16 protein-coding genes are annotated in these 17,157 nt (G+C 72.4%); 8 read left to right on the top strand and 8 right to left on the bottom strand.

Annotated elements, in window-relative coordinates:
* Nucleotides 1-31: 31 nt before the first annotated feature.
* From BMH31_RS11110 to BMH31_RS11120, 3 genes are all read left to right on the top strand, one after another.
* A complete protein-coding gene (locus BMH31_RS11110) occupies nt 32-454 on the top strand; it encodes a DUF1801 domain-containing protein (RefSeq protein ID WP_099725178.1) in 423 nt (140 codons plus the stop codon).
* Between the two features lie 76 nt (nt 455-530).
* Nucleotides 531-1,511, top strand: a complete 981-nt coding sequence (locus BMH31_RS11115; protein ID WP_099725177.1) for an ABC transporter ATP-binding protein — start codon at nt 531-533, stop codon at nt 1,509-1,511.
* Complete coding sequence (locus tag BMH31_RS11120; protein WP_099725176.1) at nt 1,511-3,127, top strand: ABC transporter permease subunit; 1,617 nt, start codon at nt 1,511-1,513, stop codon at nt 3,125-3,127. Before BMH31_RS11115 ends, BMH31_RS11120 begins: the two co-directional genes overlap by 1 nt.
* Nucleotides 3,128-3,183: 56 nt before the next feature.
* On the opposite strand, the gene BMH31_RS11125 is transcribed toward BMH31_RS11120, so the two are convergent.
* Complete coding sequence (locus BMH31_RS11125) at nt 3,184-4,488, bottom strand: alpha/beta hydrolase-fold protein (protein WP_099725175.1); 1,305 nt, start codon at nt 4,486-4,488, stop codon at nt 3,184-3,186.
* 96 nt (nt 4,489-4,584) lie between these two features.
* Between BMH31_RS11125 and BMH31_RS11130 the strand changes: the two genes are divergently transcribed.
* Genes BMH31_RS11130 through fepB form a run of 4 tightly spaced genes read left to right on the top strand, consistent with a single transcriptional unit; the run spans nt 4,585 to nt 8,591 of the window.
* Nucleotides 4,585-5,637 carry an iron chelate uptake ABC transporter family permease subunit gene (locus BMH31_RS11130; RefSeq protein WP_199068521.1) on the top strand — a complete coding sequence of 351 codons (1,053 nt, stop codon included), beginning with the start codon at nt 4,585-4,587 and terminating at the stop codon, nt 5,635-5,637.
* Nucleotides 5,634-6,686, top strand: coding sequence for an iron chelate uptake ABC transporter family permease subunit (locus tag BMH31_RS11135; protein ID WP_099725174.1), 1,053 nt, complete (start codon nt 5,634-5,636; stop codon nt 6,684-6,686). Before BMH31_RS11130 ends, BMH31_RS11135 begins: the two co-directional genes overlap by 4 nt.
* The gene (locus BMH31_RS11140) at nt 6,683-7,546 is read left to right on the top strand and encodes an ABC transporter ATP-binding protein (protein ID WP_099725173.1); all 864 of its coding nucleotides are present in this window, start codon (nt 6,683-6,685) and stop codon (nt 7,544-7,546) included. Before BMH31_RS11135 ends, BMH31_RS11140 begins: the two co-directional genes overlap by 4 nt.
* Before the next feature lie 4 nt (nt 7,547-7,550).
* Nucleotides 7,551-8,591: a Fe2+-enterobactin ABC transporter substrate-binding protein gene (fepB, locus tag BMH31_RS11145; RefSeq protein WP_099725172.1), complete on the top strand. Its 1,041-nt coding sequence runs from the start codon at nt 7,551-7,553 to the stop codon at nt 8,589-8,591.
* 18 nt (nt 8,592-8,609) lie between these two features.
* Here fepB and orn read toward each other — a convergent pair whose 3' ends face one another.
* The 5 genes from orn to BMH31_RS11170 are packed head-to-tail and all read right to left on the bottom strand — an operon-like array spanning nt 8,610 to nt 14,353.
* On the bottom strand, nt 8,610-9,269 hold the full coding sequence (gene orn, locus BMH31_RS11150; protein WP_099725171.1) for an oligoribonuclease: 660 nt from the start codon (nt 9,267-9,269) through the stop codon (nt 8,610-8,612).
* A 38-nt stretch (nt 9,270-9,307) separates the two neighbouring features.
* The gene (locus BMH31_RS11155) at nt 9,308-10,879 is read right to left on the bottom strand and encodes an ATP-binding cassette domain-containing protein (RefSeq protein ID WP_099725170.1); all 1,572 of its coding nucleotides are present in this window, start codon (nt 10,877-10,879) and stop codon (nt 9,308-9,310) included.
* On the bottom strand, nt 10,876-11,706 hold the full coding sequence (locus tag BMH31_RS11160) for an ABC transporter permease (protein WP_099725169.1): 831 nt from the start codon (nt 11,704-11,706) through the stop codon (nt 10,876-10,878). Before BMH31_RS11160 ends, BMH31_RS11155 begins: the two co-directional genes overlap by 4 nt.
* Nucleotides 11,699-12,679 (bottom strand): ABC transporter permease, encoded by a 981-nt coding sequence (locus tag BMH31_RS11165; RefSeq protein WP_099725168.1) that lies wholly within the window; start codon nt 12,677-12,679, stop codon nt 11,699-11,701. Before BMH31_RS11165 ends, BMH31_RS11160 begins: the two co-directional genes overlap by 8 nt.
* A gap of 18 nt (nt 12,680-12,697) precedes the next feature.
* Nucleotides 12,698-14,353: an ABC transporter substrate-binding protein gene (locus BMH31_RS11170; RefSeq protein WP_099725167.1), complete on the bottom strand. Its 1,656-nt coding sequence runs from the start codon at nt 14,351-14,353 to the stop codon at nt 12,698-12,700.
* A gap of 97 nt (nt 14,354-14,450) precedes the next feature.
* On the opposite strand from BMH31_RS11170, the gene def reads away from it, so the two are divergent.
* A complete protein-coding gene (gene def, locus BMH31_RS11175; RefSeq protein WP_099725166.1) occupies nt 14,451-15,014 on the top strand; it encodes a peptide deformylase in 564 nt (187 codons plus the stop codon).
* Here def and BMH31_RS11180 read toward each other — a convergent pair.
* Together BMH31_RS11180 and BMH31_RS11185 are read right to left on the bottom strand one after the other, a co-directional pair.
* Nucleotides 15,011-15,898, bottom strand: a complete 888-nt coding sequence (locus tag BMH31_RS11180) for an SDR family NAD(P)-dependent oxidoreductase (RefSeq protein WP_099725165.1) — start codon at nt 15,896-15,898, stop codon at nt 15,011-15,013. The genes def and BMH31_RS11180 overlap by 4 nt on opposite strands.
* Nucleotides 15,899-15,907: 9 nt before the next feature.
* Nucleotides 15,908-17,125 (bottom strand): MFS transporter, encoded by a 1,218-nt coding sequence (locus BMH31_RS11185; RefSeq protein WP_099725164.1) that lies wholly within the window; start codon nt 17,123-17,125, stop codon nt 15,908-15,910.
* Nucleotides 17,126-17,157 lie beyond the last annotated feature (32 nt).

The raw sequence follows: 17,157 nt of genomic DNA on the forward strand, positions 1-17,157 counted from the left end.
GTATGCCGCTCGGAGCGTGCACAATGGAGCCATGTCAGCTGTCAAGACCGGCCCGACCGACGCCGATGTCGATGCGTTCCTCGAAGCCGCGACCCCCGCGGTGCGCCGGACCGACGGGATCGAGCTCGCCCGGATCTTCACGGAGGTCACGGGGGTCGAGCCCGTCATGTGGGGGCCGTCGATCGTCGGCTACGGCTCCTACCGCTACATCTCCGCAGCCAACCCGCGCACGCGCGGCACCTGGCCCAGGGCCGGATTCTCGCCGCGGAAGTCGTCGCTCTCGCTCTACGGGCTGAAGGACCTGCCCGCCGGCGCGGCGCTGCTGGCGGAGCTCGGGCGGTACACCGAGGGGGCGGGCTGCGTGTATGTGAAGCGGCTCTCCGATATCGATCTCGGAGTACTCCGGCGCCTCATCGGGATCGCGTGGGAACGCGAGGACGATCCCGAACCCTGAGCGGCCGCTGTGGGAGCGGCCCGAGCGATATTCGGGTGTTGCACCATCTGATCCCGACCGGCGTAGTGTGAGCGCCATGAGCGAAGATGCGGTAGTCCGCACGGTCGGGCTGCAGAAGAACTACGGTCGGGTCAGCGCACTGGACGGCCTCGATCTCTCGGTGTCCGCGGGTGAGGTCCACGGCTTCCTCGGGCCCAACGGCGCGGGCAAGTCGACCACCATCCGGATCCTCCTGGGGCTTGCTCGCCCGAGCGGCGGCCGGGCCGAGGTGTTCGACCGCGACCCCTGGAACGACGCGGCGAAGCTGCATCGTCGGATCGCCTCCGTGCCCGGCGACGTCAGCCTGTGGCCGAACCTCACGGGCGGCGAGATCATCGACCTGCTCGCCCGGCTCCGCGGCGCCGACACGCGCAGCGCCGACTACCGCTCCGAGCGCGATCGGCTCGCGCGGGCGTTCCAGTTCGACCCGCGCAAGAAGGGTCGCTCGTACTCCAAGGGCAATCGCCAGAAGGTCGCGCTGATCGCGGCGTTCTCGGTCGCGGCCGAGCTCTACATCCTCGACGAGCCGACGAGCGGTCTCGACCCGCTCATGGAGGTCGTGTTCCGCGAGGAGGTCGAGCGCGTGCGCTTCCAGGGCGCCGCGGTGCTGCTATCGAGCCACATCCTCTCGGAGGTCGAGCAGCTCTGCGACCGCGTGAGCATCATCCGCGCGGGCCGGATCGTCGACTCGGGCACGCTGGCCGAGCTGCGGCACCTGACCAGCACCGAGATCTCCTTCGTCGAGCCCGAGGGCGGCCGCGTTCCCGACGTGCCGGGCGCGGTCGACCTCGAGGTGAGCGGCGGGCGGGTGCGCTTCACTGCCCCGAGCGACGGGGTGTCCGCCCTGCTGCCCGAGCTCGCCCGGCTGGGCGTCACGGGGCTCCGCATCGAGCCGCCGACGCTCGAGACGCTCTTCCTGCATCACTACGGCGACGACCCGGCGAGCGGCTCGCCGGGCGTCGACCCCGCGACCCGGGCGGGGCGACGGCATGCGCGGCACGCAGCGGGAGGCGCGTGATGCCCGCCCTGATGCCGCTGCTGCGATTGCGGATCCGTCGCGACCGGGTGCAGCTGCTGCTCTGGATCATCGCGACCGTGCTGCTGGCCTACTCCGCGCAGAGCGGGGTGTCCGCCAGCTACGGCTCGCTCGCCGAGCGCAAGGTGCTGCTGCAGACCGTCGTGGCGAACCCCGTCATCCTGCTGTTCCGCGGTCTGCCCTCGGGCCCCGACGACGCCGCGTTCATGCTGTTCCTGATCCTGCCCTGGCTGGCGATGATGGCCGCGTTCATGGCGCTGTTCCTGGCGGTGCGGCATACACGGGGCGATGAGGAATCGGGTCGCGCCGAGCTGATCGGCGCGACGCCGGCGGGGCGCTCGGCCCCGCTCACGGCGACCCTCATCGAGGGCGCCGGTGCGTCGGTTCTGCTGGGCGTGCTGGTCGCTGCCGTCACCCTCGCGCTCGGCCTCGCTCCGGGTGGGTCGCTCGTGGCGGGCGCGGGCACCGCGGCGGCCGGGCTGGTGTTCCTCGCCGTCGGGCTCTGCGCGGCGCAACTCATGCGCACGAGCCGGGGCGCGAACTCCCTCGGGGTGTGGGTCCTGCTCGCGACGTTCCTGGCCTCGGGCATCGGCAACGCGCTGGGGACGCCGAGCGCCGACCTGCAGCGCATCGAGAGCTCCTGGCTCGCGTGGGTCTCTCCGTTCGGGTGGATCGAGCAGACTCGCCCGTTCGCCGACGACAACTGGGCGCCGCTGGCGGCGGCGCTCGGCCTCGCCGTCGTGCTCGTCGGCCTCGCCTACGCGCTGCACGGCGTGCGCGACCTCGACGGCGGTCTGGTGCCGGAACGTCCGGGCCCGGCGTTCGCACCGGCCTCCTTGGGATCCACCTGGGCGCTCGCGTGGCGACTGACCCGGGGGTCGCTGCTCGGCTGGGGGATCGGCGCCCTGCTCACGGGTGCGCTGGCGACCGGACTCGCCTCGGTCGTCACCGATATGGGCGGCAAGGTGCCCGCGGTGCAGCAGCTGCTGCAGGCGCTGGCCAAGGGCGGCAGCGTGAACCAGGGCATGATCGTGATCTTCTACCTGGTAGCCGGGGTGCTCGCCGCCTGCTTCGCGGTGCAGACCGTGTCCCGGGCGCGCCAGGAGGAGGCGCACGGCACGGCGGAGCTGGTGCGTTCGGCAGCCGTCGACCGGGTGGCCTGGCTCGCGTCCTTCGTGGTGGTTGCGCTCGTCGGCGTCGTGGTGATCCTCGCGCTCGCGGTCGCGGGCTCCGCACTCGGCGCAGTGCAGGCCGGCGACGGCTCGCTGCTGCGCGACGCCGTGATCTCGAGCGCTGGACAGGCCGCCGCCGCCGCGGTGTTCGCGGCGGTCACCGCACTCGTGTTCGTGGTCCTCCCACGGCTGACCATCGGCCTCGGCTGGAGCCTGGTGCTCGTCACCCTGATGCTGGGTCTGTTCGCTCCGCTGTTCGGGGCGCCGGACTGGGTCGTGAACCTCTCGCCGTTCGCGGTGGCTCCGGTTCCCGAGGGCAGCGGCGCGGACCTGCGCGGGCTCTTCTGGCTGCTGCTGGTGCTGGTGCTCGCCGGCGGCGCGGCGCTCGCGCTGATGCGCCGCCGGGAGCTCGAAACGGACGGATAGCTGCGGCTTCGCACGAGCCGTTCGCCCGAACCGTTCGCCCGGGCGGTCGAGGCGATTCAGGCGATTCGCCCTGACGAAGGGGCCGATCCCTCGACCAGCAGCGCGATGAGCCCGTCGACGAGGCCGACGCGCCAGCACGCGAAGTCGTGCCCGCCGCAGTACTCCCGGTACTGCACGGTCGCGCCGGCGGCCTCCGCCAGCGCGCGGAACTCCCGGTTGAGCCCGAGCAGGTGCCCCTCGAACTCGCCGACCTCCTGGAAGATGCGGATCCCGGCCGCGGACCCGCCGCCGCGCCACAGCTCCAACTGCTCGCCCGGTGCGGCACCGTCCGCGGGGTCCGGCCACCAGAACGAGCCCGATTGCACGATGGCGTTCCGCGCGACGTGCGGTGCTCGGCGAACGAGGTCAGCCGCGGCGAGCCCGCCGAGCGAGGCGCCGCCCACGACGCGCCGTTCGGGATCCGTCGGCAGCGCCGCGAAGGACCCGGCCCAGGGGAGCAGCTCGTCCGTCAGGAAGCCGGCGAGGGCGGGGTTCATTCCGAGCGCCCTCGGCCGATCGGCGGGGTCCGCGGTCGCGTAGAGCACCGTCGCGACGGGAGCGAGCGCACCGGCCGCCGACGCCCGATCGAGCGCGGGGAGCAGGGGGACCTCCGAGGTGAGCCGGTCGCCGTCGCTGAAGATCGCGACGCCCGAGACGCCGCGCTCCGCCGCGCTCGCTGGCAAATGGCACCAGATGTCGAGCGGGAACCCGAGAACCCGCGAATCGACCCGTCCGCGGTGGATCGTCCCCGCGGGCACGGGATCCTCGGAGGGATCCGCGCGCACGAACCGCTGCGGCAGCGCGTCGGGGAGCGAGAGGATGCTGCTGCGCCCACCTCCGGCCGTGACGCACACCTCGCCGTTTCCGGGCAGCGCCTCGGTGCGGTCGTAGACCGGGCGCCAGCGCTCGCGGGTGGCGCCGATTTCGGGATCGAGCGGGCGCTCGACGAGCAGCGCGACGGTCGCGCGCAGCGTCGCGGGCAGCGAGAAGGCGCCCGCGTGCAGGCGGTTCCCTGCGTGCCCGACGCGGTCGAGGACGAAGGGAGCGAGGTCGGATCGATGCAGGTGGGTGACGGTGTCGATCAGCAGGACCGCGGACTCGTCGTCGTGCTCGAGGCGGCGGACCACGGTGACGATGCGGTGGTCAGGGGCGTCGGGGTCGGGATCGATCCAGGCCCCGCCGACGCGCGCTGCCTCGGCGAGGACGCCCTCGGCGCTCGCGCCGCGCGCGAGGGCGTCGAGCACGCGGGTGGGCGGTGATCTGCGCGGAATCGGGGGGAGGAAGGGCGGCGGGGACGACGGGGTTGCGATCGAGGCATTCATCGTATGTAGGATAGCCTTACCTTCGTCCGATGTTTGACGAAGCTTCGGATTCCGGCTCGGATTCCGCTTCCGCCCGTGACCTCGAGGACCCCGATCGTGACCCGCACCGAAACCGTTCCCTCCCGTGCGCCGTCGGATCGGCCGCCGAGAACGCCGCGCACCGTCGTCCGCGTGACGGCGCTCCTGGTCGCCGGGGCACTGCTCCTGGTCATCGTCGCGGCAGCGTTCGCCATCGGCTCCTCGACCATCCCGCTCGATCGAGTGTGGCACCTGCTGCGGCACCCCGACGGCAGCAACGAGAGCTACATCGTCGGCGGCATGCGGTTCACGCGCGTGATCATCGGACTCGCGGTCGGCTGCGCGCTCGCGGTGGCCGGCGCCGTGATGCAGGCCGTGACGCGCAACCCCCTGGCGGATCCCGGTCTGCTCGGCGTCACCTCCGGCGGGTCGCTCGCGGTCGTGCTGGGCGCCGGTTTCCTCGGGATGACCAGCCCCTCGGCCCAGTTCGCGCTGTGCGCCGTCGGATCGCTGACCGCCGCCGCCGTCGTGTTCCTCATCGGGACGCGCGGCACGGGGAGCGCCTCGCCGATGCGTCTCGTGCTCGCGGGCATCGCGTTCTCGGCCGCGGCGGGAGGCGTCATCTCGGCCGTGCTGCTGCTGAAGCCGCGGGCGTTCGACGCCTTCCGATTCTGGGACGTCGGCGGCCTCACCCGCATGGACGTACCGCTGCCGCTGGTCGTCGTGCCCGTGCTGATCGGCCTCGTGCTGGTGCTGACGATCGCGCGCGGGCTCACCGATCTCTCGCTCGGGGACGACGTCGCGGCAGCGCTCGGCACGCCGGTCGCTCGAACCCGGGTCGTGGCATTGATCGCGCTCACGCTGCTGTGCGCCGCGGCGACGGCCGCGGCCGGCCCGATCTCGTTCGTCGGCCTCGTCGTCCCGCTCGTCTGCGCCTGGATCATGGGGCCGCACCGGGGGTGGATCATCGCGCTGTGCGCGGTCGCCGGACCGATCCTCGTGCTGAGCGCCGACGTGGTCGGCCGCGTCGTCGCGCGGCCGGGGGAGCTCGCGGTGGGGCTGCTCATCGCCTTCGTCGGCGCCCCGGTGCTGCTCGTCATGGTGCTCCGTCTGAGCGGAGCCCGCCGATGACCCGTATCGCACCTCCGCATCCCTCCGGCACGCGCTGGGTCGGACTCGGCGGCGACCGTTCGCTGCTGCTGCCGCGCCGCACGGTGCGGATCACCGCGCTGCTCCTGCTGGCCTGCGTCGTGCTCGCGGTGATCGCGATCGGCGTCGGCGCCTCCTCCTACGGCTACGCGGATGCCTGGCGTCTGCTACTCGGCGAGGAGAACCGCGGCGCGCACCTCGTGATCGTCGAGTGGCGCGGATCCCGCATCGTGCTCGCCCTCGTCGTCGGCGCCGCACTCGGCGTCTCGGGCGCCCTGTTCCAGTCGGTCACCCGCAATCCGCTCGGCAGCCCCGACCTGATCGGCTTCTCGATGGGCGCTCAGACCGGGATCCTCGTCGCGGTGCTGCTGTTCGGCGCGTCGTACGCCTCGGTCTCGGCCGCGTCGCTCGTCGGCGGCATCGCGGTGGGAGCCGTGATCTACGCGCTGTCGCTGCGCAGCGGGTTCGGCGGCCTGGTCCTGATCCTGTCGGGCATCGCCATCAGCGCGATGCTCGGGGCGTTCAACCGCTGGCTGCTCGTGCGCGCCGACAGCGACGCCGCGTTCGGCGCACTGCGCGCCGTGACCGGAACGCTCGAGGCCTCCGACTGGAGCGTCGCGATCCCGACCGCGATCTGCGTGCTCGTCGTGCTCGGAGCGACGCTCGGGCTCGCGCCGGCGATGCGGGACTTGGAGCTCGGCCCCGATCTCGCGGCGTCGCTCGGCCTGCGGGTGGAACGCACGCGGGCGCTGATGGTGCTCGCGGGCACCGTGCTCGTCGCGCTCGCCACGACCGCGGTCGGACCGATCATGTTCGTCGCGCTCATCGCGCCCCACCTCGCGCGCCGACTGACGCGCGACTCCGTCGCCTCCCTGCCCGCCTCGGCCGCCATGGGCCCGCTGCTGCTGCTCGGCGCCGACGTACTGAGCCAGGCCGCGCTCGACAGCATGCCCGTCGGCATCGTCACCGCCGCGGTCGGCGGCACCTACTTCATGGCCCTGCTGCTCCTCGAGAACCGGAGAACCTCATGACCCGCGAATCCTCGCCCCGCCTCGCCGCGCGGGACGCGACGCTCGCCTACGATTCCACGATCATCGCGGCCGGGCTCGACATCGACATCCCGGAGGGCGAATTCACCGTGATCGTCGGGCCGAACGCCTGCGGCAAGTCGACGCTGCTGCGCGCGCTCGCCCGGCTGCACCGGCCGAGTGCGGGAACCGTGCTGCTCGACGGCGAGGACATCCACCGGCTCGGCACCAAGCAGGTCGCGCGGCGGGTCGGTCTGCTGCCGCAGTCGGCGCTCGCGCCCGACGGGATGCGCGTGCGCGACCTCGTCGCGCGGGGACGGTCCCCGCACCAGGGCGTGATCCGGCAGTGGAGCGCCGCGGATCATGAGGCGGTCGAGCGGGCGATGCGCGTCACCGGCGTCGCTCCGCTCGCGGACCGCCCGGTCGACGCGCTCTCCGGCGGCCAGCGGCAGCGCGTCTGGATCGCGCTCGTGCTCGCGCAGGAGACGGAGACGATCCTGCTCGACGAACCGACCACGTTCCTCGACCTGGCGCACCAGTACGAGGTGCTCGAGCTGTGCCGACGGCTCAACCGCGACGAGGGGCGCACCATCGTGGCCGTGCTGCACGACCTCAACCAGGCCGCGCGGTACGCGACGCACCTCGTCGCGATGCGCGACGGCCGGATCCGGGCGAGCGGACCGCCCGCCGACGTCGTGACGGGGGACGCCGTCGCCGAGATCTTCGGCCTGCCCGCCCTCGTCATTCCAGACCCCGTGACGGGAACGCCGCTGGTGATCCCGCACGAACCGCCTCGGGACGCGGTCCACGACGGAGAACCCGAGATTCCGACAGCACCGGCCACCGCGGCCGCAGAAAGGTAAGGCGATGCGCATTCGGCATTCGGCCCAGCAGAACACCCGATCCCGGCGACGGCTCGGAGCGATCGCGGGCGCGATCCTCGTGGCCGCGACGCTCTCGGCGTGCTCCTCGGGCGGCCAGGGGGACGCGGGCGAGGCATCGGGCGGGACGAGCGGCGGGTGGCCGCGCACGATCCAGACCTCGGATGGGAAGCTGACCCTCAAGGAGCAGCCGAAGGTCATCGTCTCGACCTCGACGACGCTCACCGGATCGGCGCTGGCCGTCGGTGCGCCGGTCGTCGCGAGCGCCTCGACCAGCCCCAACATCGACGGCCTGAGCGACGACCAGGGCTTCTTCAACCAGTGGTCGAAGGAGGCGAAGGCCGCGAAGGTGAAGAAGCTCTACGAGAACGCCTCGCCGAACATCGAGAACGCCGTCGAGTACGCGCCCGATCTGATCCTCGTCTCGAAGAACAGCGGCGACTCGCAGATGGACAGCGTCGCGCAACTGCGCAAGATCGCCCCCGTGCTCGTTATCGACTACAGCGGGGAGTCCTGGCAGGACGTGACGCGCACGATCGCCGAGGCGACCGGGCGCGAGTCGCAGGCGAAGGAAGTGATCTCGGACTACGAGCAGCACCTTGCCGACGTGAAGAAGCGGATCGCGGTGCCGCAGGGCACGACCTCCGCGCTCATGGTCTTCGGGGACGGATCGGGCGCGGCCGCGCTGACGAAGGACTCGCCGCACGTGCAGATCCTGCAGGAGCTCGGGTTCCGCATGGCGCAGATCCCGGACTCGGTGAAGGGCGACACCTCGATGGGCGCCGACCGCAAGGACATCGTGAACCTGTCGATGGAGAACATCCAGAAGGGACTGACGGGCGACAACTGGCTCGTCGTCTCTGCTGACAAGCTCGCGCACGACACCGTCGCCAAGAACCCGGCGTTCTCGACCGCTCCCGCGGTCGAGGCGGGCAAGGTGCAGTACACCCCGGGCGAGACGTTCCGCCTCGACTACTACTCGGCGGGGATGATGCTCGACTCGCTCGCGAAGTTGTACGCCAAGTAGCGGCGGAGCGGGACGCCCCTAGCCGGCCGACGGTGCCGCGGGGGCGTCCTCGCCGTCGATGAGCGGGGCGAAGCGCTCCATGGCCGCCTTCGCGAGTCCCTCGGAGGCGGCCTTGTCGGGCCCGGGCTGCGCGACGAGCACGGCGTCGCGGAAGTAGGCGAGCTCCTGGATCGACTCGGCGATGTCGGCGAGGGCGCGGTGGCCGCCGCGCTTCTCGGGGGCCGCGAAGTAGGTGGCCGGGTACCAGCGACGCGAGAGCTCCTTGATCGTGGAGACGTCGATGCTGCGGTAGTGCAGGCGCTCCTCGAGCTGCGGCAGGTAGCGGGCGATGAAGCGCCGATCCATGCCGATCGTGTTGCCCGCGACGAGGGGGCGGCGACCCGGCAGCACCCACTGCGAGACGTATTCGAGCACGAGGCGGTCGGCCTCCGCGAGGTCGACGCCGGCCTCGATGCGGGGGAGCAGGCCGGAGGTCTCGTGCATGTTCCGTACGAAGTCGTTCATGTGGGCGAGTGCATCGGGCCCCGGGTTGATGACGAGCTCGAAGCCCGGGTGCAGCGGTTTCAGGTCGAAGTCGGTCACGATCACGGCGATCTCGCACAGCCCGTCGAGCTCGACGTCGAGTCCCGTCATCTCGCAGTCGATCCACACGATCTGTTCGGCGGGGGTGTTCGACACGGGAGCTCTCCTCGGTTCTGCGGACGGACGAGCCAAGTCTACCGACGGGCGGACCCGGCGGCCCCGCCGAGGGAACCGCCGGGCTCCACGTGCAGGATCCGATCGCTCATGTGATCGATCACGGCCCGGTCGTGCGACACGAACAGCATCGCGGTGCCGCGTTCCGCCTGCACGTCGTCGAGGAGGTCGAGCACCCGTGCCTGCACGGTGAGGTCCAACGCCGAGACCGGTTCGTCGAGCAGCAGGATCCGGGGCGAGCGGGCGAGCGCCCGGGCGATGGCGAGGCGCTGCCGTTGGCCCCCCGAGAGATCGGCGGCGGGGCGCGCCAGCGCGGATGCGGGGAGCCCCACCTCGTCGGCCAGGCCCAGGGCACGCCCCCGGCGCAGCCCGCGCTCGACACCGGCGGCGCGCAGGGCATCGCGCAGGATCGCGAGTCCGCTCGCTCCGCGGGGGAACGACGCCAGGGGATCCTGCGGGACGAGGGCGAGGCGCTGGTGCAGCGCGCGCCGTTCGCGCGGGCGTGCGGCGGCCCAGGATGCGCCGTCGACGCGCGCAGCGCCGGTGTCCGGGCGCAGCAGCCCGAGCGCGACGCGGAGCAGGGTGGTCTTGCCGGAGCCGGAGGGGCCCACGAGCCCGACGGTCTCGCCGTCGCGGACCGCGAGCGAGGCGCGGTGCAGCACCGTGCGTCGGCCGAACGCGACCGAGACCTCGGCGAGCTCGAGGATCGGGGTCTCGTCGGGCCCCGCCGCGCGGATCTCCGAGGACGCGTCCCCGTTCCGCCCCAGTAGGCGGGTCCCGCGCGGTGCGCGCTCGGGGGACGCATCGAGCAGTTCGCGGGTGAACGCGTGACGGGGGCTGCCGAGCACCTCCTCGGGCGTCCCCGACTCGATCACCCGTCCGTCGCGCATCACGAGCACCCGGTCGGCGACCGCGCGCACGCTGCCGAGATCGTGGGTGACCAGGAGGACGCCGGCACCCGCATCGGCCCGGGCGCGGAGCGCGGTGAGCACGCGGTCGCGGTAGGCGGCGTCGAGGGCGGTCGTCGGTTCGTCCGCGACGATGAAGCGCGGGTCGGCGATGGTGGCGGAGGCCAGCAGCACGCGCTGGCGGAGCCCGCCCGAGAGCTCGTCGCTGCGCTGCGGCAGCCGCTCCTCTGCATCCGGGATCCCCGCGGAGACGAGCGCGTCGATGACCGGCCCGCGGCGTTCCGCGCGGCCGGAGCCCCGGTGCAGCCGCAGCGCATCCCCGGTCTCGTACTCGATGCGGCGCAGCGGATCGAGCGCGCCGAGCGCGTCCTGGGGCACGAGGGCCGCCGCCGAACCGCGGATGCGGGCCCAGGCGTTCGCAGCGCGTTCGGGAGCCGCGGTCGCGGGCCCGGTGGTGCCTGCGATCCGGCGCGCGCTCCAGGACGCCCGCGCGAGCGGCGGCAGCAGGTCGAGCAGTGCGCGACCGGTCAGCGTCTTGCCCGATCCGGACTCGCCGACGAGCGCGACCACCTCGCCCGATCCGACCTCGAGCGAGACGCAGTCGACGGAGGCGCGATCCTGCGACGGGAAGCGGACGGTGAGATCGGTGATCGCGGCCAGGATCTCGGTGCTGCGGGCGGTCATCGGAACCCCCCGCGGCGGTCGAGCGCCCGGCCGAGCACGGTCGCCGCGAGCCCGGTGAGCATGATGCAGGCGCCGGGGAACACCGTCAGCCACCAGGCGCGCACGAGATAGGGGCGCCCGGCGTTGAGCATCGAGCCCCACTCGGGGGCGGGCGGCGGGCTGCCGAGGCCCAGGAAGCCGAGCGCGGCCGAGAGGATCACGGCGTGGCCGATGCCGAGGGCCGCCAGCACGACGACGGGACGCATCGCTTCGGGGAGGATCAGCGTCGACCAGACGCGCAGCGCGCGATCGCCCTGCGACCGGGCCGCCTCGACGGGGGCGGAACCGATGGCGGAGCGGATGCCGCTGCGGACCATCCGCGCGTACCCGGGGGCGGTGCCGAGCGCGACCGCGATCACGACCGATGAGACCCCGGGGCCGCGGATCGCGATGATGAGGAGCGCGAGCAGCAGCCCGGGGAACGAGAAGAGCGCCTCGATGATCCGGTCGGCGGCGAAGCGCAGCGGCGCCAGGCCGCGCCTCGCGCTGCCTCCCGCCAGGCCGCCGAGCACAAGGCCGATGCCGAGGCCCGCTGCGGTGGCGGCGAGCCCGATGAGCAGCGAATCCCGGGCTCCGAAGATCACGCGGCTGAGGATGTCGCGGCCGGACTCGTCGGTGCCGAGCGGGTGCGCGCCTCCGGGCGGGAGGAACGCCTGATCCGGAGCGACGGCGAGGGGATCGTGCGGGGCGAGCAGATCGGGGACCGCGACGGCGAGGAGCAGCGCGGCGACGACGATCCCGGCCGAGATCTCGATGGCGCTCGCGCGCGGACGGCGGAACTCAGACACGGGCCATCGCCTCGATCCGGCCCTCGGTACGCGGATCGAGGCGCGCGACCAGCACGTCCGTGACCAGGGTCACGATCACGTAGGCGAGCGCACTGATCAGCACGCCGCCGAGGACCACGGGAACGTCGCGGGCGAGCACCGCGCTCACCAGGGTGCGTCCGAGTCCGGGCCGGGCGAAGATCACCTCGATCACCGCGGCCCCGCCGAGTAGCGAGCCGAGCGCCCAACCCGTCAGCGTGAGACCGGGGACGATCCCGTGCCGGAGCACGTGGCGGAATCGCAGGCCGAACGTCGTCTCGCCACGGGCTCGGGCGCTGTCGATGAAGGGGGCCGAGCGGGCGTCGTCGATGCCGCTGCGACACACCTGCGCGATGAAGCCCGCCGTCGGGATCGCCAGCGCGAGCGCGGGGAGCACGAGGCCGGACGGACCGCCCGTGCTCACCGCCGGGAGCCAGCCGAGGGTGCCCGCGAAGAGCAGCACGAGCAGGCTCGCGAGCCAGAAGTTCGGCATCGCCGCCGCGACGAGGTCGAGCGCGGACGCGGTGGCGCGCGCGACGCGCGATCGTCCGCTCGCGATGAGCAGGCTCAGGAACGCGAGTACCCAGGCCCCGAGGAGCGCCGTCGCGGCCAGCGCGAGAGTCGGGGGCAGCGCGTGCGCCAGCACGTCGGTCACCGGGATCTTCTGCGCGTACGACATCCCGAGGTCCCCGCGGACCAGCCGGCCGAGGAAATCGAAGTACTGGACGACGATCGGGCGATCCAGTCCGTACTGCGCGCGCGCCGCGGCCAGCGCCTCCGCACTCGCCTGGCTGCCCGGGCCGCCGACCGCGGCCTCGGCGGAGTCGCCGGGCAGCAGCTGGAGCGCGAGGAACGCGAGGGTCGCGACGGTGAAGAGCACAGCGACCGCTCCGCCGAGCGCGATCACGGCTCGGCGGAGGGTCGGATGCGGCGGTCGCGCCGCGCTCGTGCTCACCGGGGAATCGTATCCCCGCTACTTCGCGCCCACGACCGCGTCGGCGAGCACGGGAGTGCTGACCGTCGGCAGAGCGCGGAAGCCCTGCAGATCGGAGCGGTACAGGAAGTGGTTCTGCTGGTCGTAGAGGGGCAGGATGATCGAGAGCTGGGCGATGCGTTCCTGCGCCGCCTTGGCCGCCGCAGCGCGCTTCGTCGGATCGCTGTCGGTGCCGATGAGGTCGAGCTGGCGGTCGAGCTCCGGATCCTTGATCATCGCGTGGTTCGCGAAGTAGCCGCTCGGGGCGGGCACGGTGGCATCGCTGTGGTAGAGGAACCGCAGCACGTCCGGCCCGATCTTGGTGTAGGGCGCGCTGACCAGCTCGTACTCGTGGGCGCCGAGTGCGCCGTACCAGCTCGACAGGTCGAGCAGCGAGATCTTGACGTCGAACCCGACCTCCTTCGCGCCGGCCTGCAGCTGCTGGAACAGCGCCTGCTCGGCGGGTACCGACTGGTCGGTGCTGACGGGGAACCGGACCTCGAGGCGCTTGCCGTCCTTGGTGCGCACGCCGTCGGCGTCGCGCTTCGTCCAGCCGGCCTCGTCGAGCAGGTCGTTCGCGACGCGGGGGTTGTACACGTACGCGCTCTTCGACTGCAGCGAGAGGGGCTCGACGCTCGACAGCGCGCTGGCGGAGCGCTCGGCGGTGCCGTCGAAGAGGGACTCGACGGCGGCGTTCACGTTCACGGACGCGATGAACGCCTTGCGCACGCGTTCGTCGTCGAAGGGGGCCTGGGCGGTGTTCAGCTCGATGCGGTTGCTGGCACCGGGTCGCGGTGCGTTCAGGTGCGCGATGGCGCCGCCCTTCTCGACCTGCGAGATCTGGTCGGGGAGCGGGTTGTCGATCACGTCGACCTCGCCGCTCTGCAACGCCGCGTAGCGCGAGGTCGCATCGGGGATGAAGCGCCACGTGACCTTCTGCACCGCGTCCTTCGGGGGCAGCTCGGTGCCCTGCGGGGCGGAGCGGTAGTCCGGGTTGCGGGTCAGCTCGACCCGATCCTGCTTGCTCCACCCGGCGACGGTGAACGGACCGGTGCCTACGGGAGCGAGGCAGTTCGCCTCCTGGCCGCGTGCGATCCCCTTCGGCGACTCGATCGCGACCCAAGGCTGCGCGAGCGATTCGAGGAGTGCGGCGTCGGGACGTACGAGGTGGAACCGCGCGACCGTGGGGGAGACGACTTCCACGCGCTTCACCTGCTGCACGGCCAGGTAGCCGGTGGACGATGCGGTCTTCGGGTCCTGGAGGTGCTCGATGTTCGCCTTGACGGCGGCGGCGTTGACCGGGGTGCCGTCGGTGAAGGTCAGCCCCGGCTTGAGGGTGAAGTCCCAGGTGAGGCCGTCGGGGCTCTGCTGCCACTTCTCGGCGAGCCAGGGCACGATCTCGCGCTTCTCGTCGAGGCCGACGAGCGATTCGAGCACCTGCGATCCGAGCAGCGCCTGGGGGAAGTTGCCGCCGACGTGCGGGTCGAGGCAGGTGGGCTCGGCATCGCCGGTGGCGTAGACGAGCGTGTCGGCGGGTCCGGAGCGCGGCGCGGCGGACGGGCCTGATCCGCTGCACGCTGCGAGCGGGAGAGTCAGGGCGGTGACGGCGACGGCGGCGAGGGCCGTCGTGACGAGGCGGGAGGGAGCGGGACGCATGCGCGGAGAATCCTGTCGACGTTGTTGAACGCGGTGCAAAAACACCGACATCTATTCTCGCACAGTCCCGACCGTGCGCGTCGATAGGCTTGGATCCATGGCAGTCCTTCCCATCCTGATCAGCGGCGAGTCCGTGCTGCACCGCCCCGCCGAGCCCATCACCGAGTTCGATGCGTCGCTGCGCACCCTGGTCGACGATATGTACGAGACCACCGTCGCCGCGCCGGGCGTCGGCCTGGCGGGGCCCCAGGTGGGCGTCGGCAAGCGCCTCTTCGTCTGGATGTACGACGATCAGGACGAGGCGCCCGAACAGGGTGTCGCGATCAACCCCGAGCTGTGGATCGCACCGCTCGAACCGGGACTGCCCGGCGACGACGAGATCGAGGGCTGCCTGTCGTTCCCGGGCGAGCGCTTCGCGCTGCGCCGATCACCGCGGGCGCTGCTGCGCGCTCAGGACATCGACGGCAAGCCGTTCGAGATTGAGGCCAGCGGATGGTTCGCCCGCATTCTGCAGCACGAGTTCGACCACCTGAACGGGTTGCTCTACGTGGACCGTCTGCTGCACCCCGAGAGCAAGGGTGCGCAGAAGGCGCTCCGCAAGAACGGCTGGGGTCGCCCGGGCCTGAGCTGGACCCCGGGCATCGACGACCTCGAAGGCTAGAGCCCCTTCTCGTCCTGAATGGCGTTGCCGCCGTCGACCACGAGCACCTGGCCCGTGACATACGACGCGCCCGGCGACGCGAGGAACTCGACGACGGCCGCGACCTCGTCGGGGGTGCCCGATCGGCCGAGCGGCGTCGCGTCGCCCATGCGGTTCTCGTGCTCCGTTGCGGAGCCCGTGCGGATCCAGCCCGGTGCGACCGCGTTCGCCGTGGTGCCGCTCGAGGCGAGGTCGACCGCGAGGGAACGGGTGAGTCCGACGAGGCCGGCCTTGGCCGCGTGGTAGCCCACGTCGCCGCGGTAGGCGAGCAACGGCCCCGAAACCGATGAGACGGTGACGATGCGCCCGTGCGGCGCCGCCGCGAGGTGCGGGATCGCCGCTCGGGTGAGGAGGTAGGCGGTCGTGAGATTGCGGGTCAGGGCGTGCTCCCAGCCGGCGAGGTCGAGCCCGTCGATGGACTGGGGATCCTGCGGATCGGAGACCGAGGTCATGCCCGCGTTGTTGACGACCGCGTCGATGCGGCCGTAGGTCTCGATCGCCGCGTCGACCATGCGCTGCGCGCCCTCGGCCGCGGTGAGGTCGGCCGCGACGCCGATCGCGACGGGGGTGCTCGCGCGCCCGAGATCGACCTGGCGTGCGCGCCGCGGGGTCGGGCGCGGCGCGATCAGCGCCCGGAGCTCAGCCGCGCGCTGCTCGATGCGGTCGGTTGTCGCACCGACGACGACGCGGTAGCCGGACTGCACGAGCCGTCGGGCGATGGCGAAGCCGATGCCGTCGGGGGAGCCGGCGCCCGAGACGATGGCGACGCGCGGTTCGGCGTCGGTGTCGCCGGGACCGGAAACGGCGGGAACGGGCGCAGCGGGAGGAGTCGAGGAGGCCTGCATGGCCGCAGCCTACCCGGTGCTGCTGACGTTCCGGTCACGAGCGGCCGAACTCCCGGCGACGGGCGTGAACGACCAGGCGATGGCGGTGAGCGCGAGCAGCGCGGCGGTGACCGCGAAGGCCCAGCCGAAGCCCGCCGCATCGACGATCGCGCCCGCGACGAGGGGGCCGAGGACTCCGCCCAGGTCGCTCGCCATCGAGTAGCCCGCGACCACGCCGCCGCCGCGCCGCAGGCCGACGACATCGGCCAGCACGGCCTGCTGTCCCGGGTTCACGAGCGCGGATCCCGCGCCCGCGACCAGCATGATCCCGAGGGTCACCCAGATCGACTGCGCGGCCGGCAGCGCCGCATACCCGAGCGCGGTGACCGCCATGCCGGTGATGAGCAGGGGGCGGCGTCCGAGGCGGTCGGTCCACCGGCCGGAGGGGAAGATCAGGATCGCGTTGCCCGCCGCGTATGCCGCGAGCACCCAGCCGGCGAGCGCGGGCTGCCCCGGGAACGTCGCGGCGATGAGCAGGGGGACTATCGAGACGCGCACGCCGAAGGACGACCAGCCGAACGCGAACACGGAACCGAGGAGCGTCCGGTAGCTCGGGATCCGCAGCGCCTCGCCGAAGCGGAGCGGGGGTTCGGCGTCCGCGTCGTCGCGCCGACCGACGATCGCGGACCGGCGGAGCGCGAACCAGACCACGGCGGCGGCGATCATGAGCGTTGCGAAGTAGAAGACGAACGGGGCGCGCAGGCCGAAGCCCGCGACCAGCGCGCCGAGCACGGGGCCCAGGAGCGTGCCGAGCAGGAAGCCGGCGGCGTTGACGCTGGCGACCCGTCCGCGGGCCTGCACGGGACTCACCTTGATGAGCAGCGCGGTCGCGGCGACCGTGAACATCGTCGATCCGATGCCACCGGCCGCGCGCAGCACCAGGAGTTGCGGGTAACTGTTCGCGAGAGCGCAGGCACCCGTCGAGAGAGCGACGATCAGAATGCCCGTCGAATAGGTGCGCCGCTCGCCGAGGCGGCCCACGACCCAACCGGCCAGCGGGGCGGAGACGAGGCGCATGAGCGCGAACGCGCTGACGATGGCGGACGCCGCGAGGTTCGTCACGCCGAAGGCGTGCGCGTACTGCGGGATCGTCGGAGCGACCACGCCGTAGCCGAGAGCGACCGTGAACCCGCCGGCGACGAGGGCCCAGACCTCGAACGGGAGTCGGGTCTTCGAATTGCGGAGCACTGCACAAGCCTAGTCGCTCCGAGGCGCGTAGG

It is taken from the genome of Leucobacter sp. OLIS6 (assembly GCF_002752355.1).
In the GTDB taxonomy this organism is placed as follows: domain Bacteria; phylum Actinomycetota; class Actinomycetes; order Actinomycetales; family Microbacteriaceae; genus Leucobacter.